Below are 3560 nucleotides of genomic sequence, written 5' to 3'. Positions count from 1 at the left end.
ATGGATCGCAGTTCATTATCCTAACCAGAAAGTTTAGTTAGGGGTTCTAAATGAACCGCCCTGTGCGGAGCCGCATGCAGGGTGGTGTGGGGGCTGGAGGCTAGATACCTCCGGCTACCCGATTATAATCCATTAATCCGATCCATTGAACACTTCGAAGTTTGATAAAGATTTTTGAGGACCTCCACCAAACTGACCACTATTTGGTGGTTCATTATCTTTCTCGATGTTACGGATAAAAAGTAAAATGACTATAGCCCCAATGATTGGAAAAATAAGAACGATCAGTATTTGTAACACTTTTTGGACTTTCTCAAGAATGCTGCATTTTACTACTCTGTAAATGACATAGATATTGAAAACAAGTACCAATAATAATGACATTTCTAATAGCATTAGTCCCAGTTCCTCAATGGCTTATAACGCCCAAATAACAGGCTAAGTAATGGTTGGCTAAAATTGTATAGCGAAGCGAAACGTAGCCAACTGTTACGTGTCCTTGTTGATTTTCTTGATACTCATTGAGCCCCCTCCCTAGCAAGCCGCATCAGCGGTATGCTTAAGGTGACTAAACCAACAGGAGAAAGCTCAATGAGATTTTATAATAACTCACATCCATACTACTGTGGTATCGATTTACATGCACGTTTACTTTATGTCTGTATCATTGATTCTAAAGGGGAAGTTGTAGCTCATAAAAAGATAGGTGCCAGTAAAGATGACTTATTACTCATTCTAGAACCTTATATCGGCAATGTAATTGTCGGGGTTGAGTGCATGCATTGCTGGTATTGGGTGTCAGACTGGTGTGCTGAACTTGGGATTGATTTTATCTTAGGTCATGCGCTTTATATGAAGGCGATTCACGGTGGTAAAACCAAAAATGATAAAGTCGATTCCTTTAAAATTGCCACACTACTGCGTGGTGGTAACTTTCCAATAGCTTATGATTATCCAAGTGAAATGCGCGCAGCTCGTGATCTACTGCGCCGAAGAATGAAGATTGTCCGTCACGGGGCCATGCTCAAAGGTCATGTGGTTAACACCAACAGCCAATACAATTTACCTGCCACTGCACTTAACCTTAAAAACATCTCTGCAAGACAAAAACTTCGCGAGCAATATCAAGACCCTATCGTCCAACGCAACATTGATTTAGACATGGCACTACTTGATTGTTATGCAAAGGAACTCGCACAGGTTGAATGGTTCATTGAAAAACAGGCCAAAAACCATAATCCCGTCTATTTAGAATTACTGAAAACAGTACCAGGTATTGGCAAGATTTTGTCACTGACAATCCTCTATGAAATCGGTGATATCAGTCGATTTGAGTCAGTACAAAAGTTTGCTTCATACTCTCGATTGGTCAAATGCAAAGCAGAATCAGCGGGTAAAACCTATGGCACCAATGGCAATAAAATCGGTAATGCTCATTTGAAATGGGCATTCTCAGAAGCAGCGGTGCTGTACCTACGAGGCAATGACAAAGCACGTAACTACCTTAATCGATTACAAAAATGAATGAGTAAAGCAAAGGCGTTGTCTGCACTGGCACATAAGCTTGGTCGCTGCGTCTATTTCATGCTGAAGAACAAAACGGTGTTTGATGAACAACGATTCTTAAAAGGATAAGTCGCGCAATAAGGTGAGCTGAACGTCTAACTAGATACTCTTAAAAAGAGAAGCGAGCATGACCGTGAATGATGTGGCTAATGAAGCAATGACTTCTCACCATCATCACTATGCCAAATGCTATTTAAGCTACATTGCCTGCTGTTGATTTTACAAAGAATGACACCTTATTGGCGCGCATTGATAAATACAATCAACAAAGTCGTTTACACCCTAAATGAGCCTGAAACTAACTGTGCAAAAAGCACCTCTGACTTGAATAGTGCCATCTTAGGGTTAACCGATAAATGTCTCGGCTTTAGCCTCCTGCGTCGCTCTACCTCCTAAATCCATTTAGTCGTAGTGCCCCTGATATTTCAACGGATTGAAAAGAGTCAGGCAGCGATAAGATCGCACTAAGAGAGCCTCTATATGTGTTTGCTGTAAACGATGATTTGACAGCTAAATGACAGACGAAGTAGATGAATTTGTTGATTGATTTTAATTTGACTGCAAAAGCAGTCAAATAAGTTAGGCTCGCCTATTGACTGGTGGAAGGCTCATATGTGTTATACGTTTGCTTGCACAGTAGTAATTAGGATAATAATTAACCGTTATTTTATTCCTATATTTATGCATTAGTGTTAATCAGGTTTAATTCTATTTTTAAAAAATCAGCTAATTGTTTCGCCTCTATTTTTATCCAGTCACCTTCGCTATGATCACTGACTTTAATGCGTTTACCTGACTTTGTTACTATATTAAGTTCAAAACTATCATACTTGTGACTATTGTTATAAATAGGCTTTCTAATCACCTGGACACTAGTAACATTATTTAAATGAATGGCTTTATCATCAGGTTCCTTTCCGCAATAATATAGTTGCTGAGCTAAATCAAAACAATGTACTTTAGACGCCACTCGGTAAAGAAATATTAATAACAAAATAAATATAGTTAACAAAAATATATAAACTGCCAATCCTTCCCCCCACAATTCAACAAGGTTGGGCGTGGTTATTATCGACATAAAAGCAATAAAGAAAAAAAACAAACCACAACCAAACCCAAACAAAAATAATGAAGATTTACTACGCCAGTTCTTTCTAAATACAGCTAAATTGCCATCAACTTTTAATATTGAGTCACGAAAATTTGTACCGTTAACCCTATTCAGTGGCTTTTCATCATTCATTATTGAACCTTCCTGTAAAGCATAATTATTCCCTTGTGAGACTGGATATTAATGGAATAAACGCCTCGACATCATAAAAACGTATAACAGCTTATTGAAGGGCAAAAAAAATTAAAGTCGCCCTTTTAAGTTATTGATTAATATCATCCTACATTTACTATCTTCTTGATGTAAAGCAGTTTTATTTAACGCCACTGACAAATAAAAGCGAGGTAGCGCGTTAAAAGTGGACTCAATATTCAACAGGAAATAAAAACACCTTTATTTCAATGCATTACAAAATATACAAATTATTTATCGTACTACTTTAGTTTACTTATTAGCCGATTTAACTTAAAAAACACTAAAAAACCATTACAACTGTTTTTGTATACAGTACACACAACATAAAGGTGGGAAATATGGCTTACACAGGATACTTATCCGATATTTATAAGCCAGATACTGATGAAGTGTTAAGCAGTACGATCCCCATCGAAAATTATGGACTTTTTAGTATTTTTCGTCTGGGATGATGTGGCCACAAGTTCATATTTTAAACAAACTTTGGGGCAAAGACGTGTTTCAAGGTGGCCTAGTGAATGACCGTAAATTGCACATAATTACTAAATCTCTACTATGTTCTTCCCTGATAATGTTAAAATCTCCGCATCAGAATTACCGAGAAACTCAATGTTTATCCATCATGTTAACGGCATCGACTGGCTAGTGATCACAGCTTTTGAAGAACTGAAAACTATGTTTATCGAAG

2 protein-coding genes and 1 pseudogene are annotated in these 3560 nt (G+C 37.6%); 1 reads left to right on the top strand and 2 read right to left on the bottom strand.

The annotated features are described in order from the left end of the window. Positions 1-132: 132 nt before the first annotated feature. A complete protein-coding gene (locus H5181_RS20180) occupies positions 133-396 on the bottom strand; it encodes a hypothetical protein (RefSeq protein ID WP_123884729.1) in 264 nt (87 codons plus the stop codon). Between the two features lie 195 nt (positions 397-591). Here H5181_RS20180 and H5181_RS20175 point away from each other — a divergent pair. After that, a pseudogene (locus tag H5181_RS20175) lies at positions 592-1635 on the top strand (IS110-like element ISShfr7 family transposase). A gap of 610 nt (positions 1636-2245) precedes the next feature. Here the strand turns inward: H5181_RS20175 and H5181_RS20170 are convergent. Then, entirely contained in the window at positions 2246-2809 is a 564-nt protein-coding gene (locus H5181_RS20170) for a hypothetical protein (RefSeq protein WP_182751880.1), read from the bottom strand. Positions 2810-3560 lie beyond the last annotated feature (751 nt).

The sequence above is a fragment of the Shewanella sp. SG44-2 genome (assembly GCF_014164215.1).
Lineage (GTDB): Bacteria > Pseudomonadota > Gammaproteobacteria > Enterobacterales > Shewanellaceae > Shewanella > Shewanella frigidimarina.
Note: the sequence above shows the minus strand (reverse complement) of the source record. Positions and strands in the feature narration are given on the sequence as shown.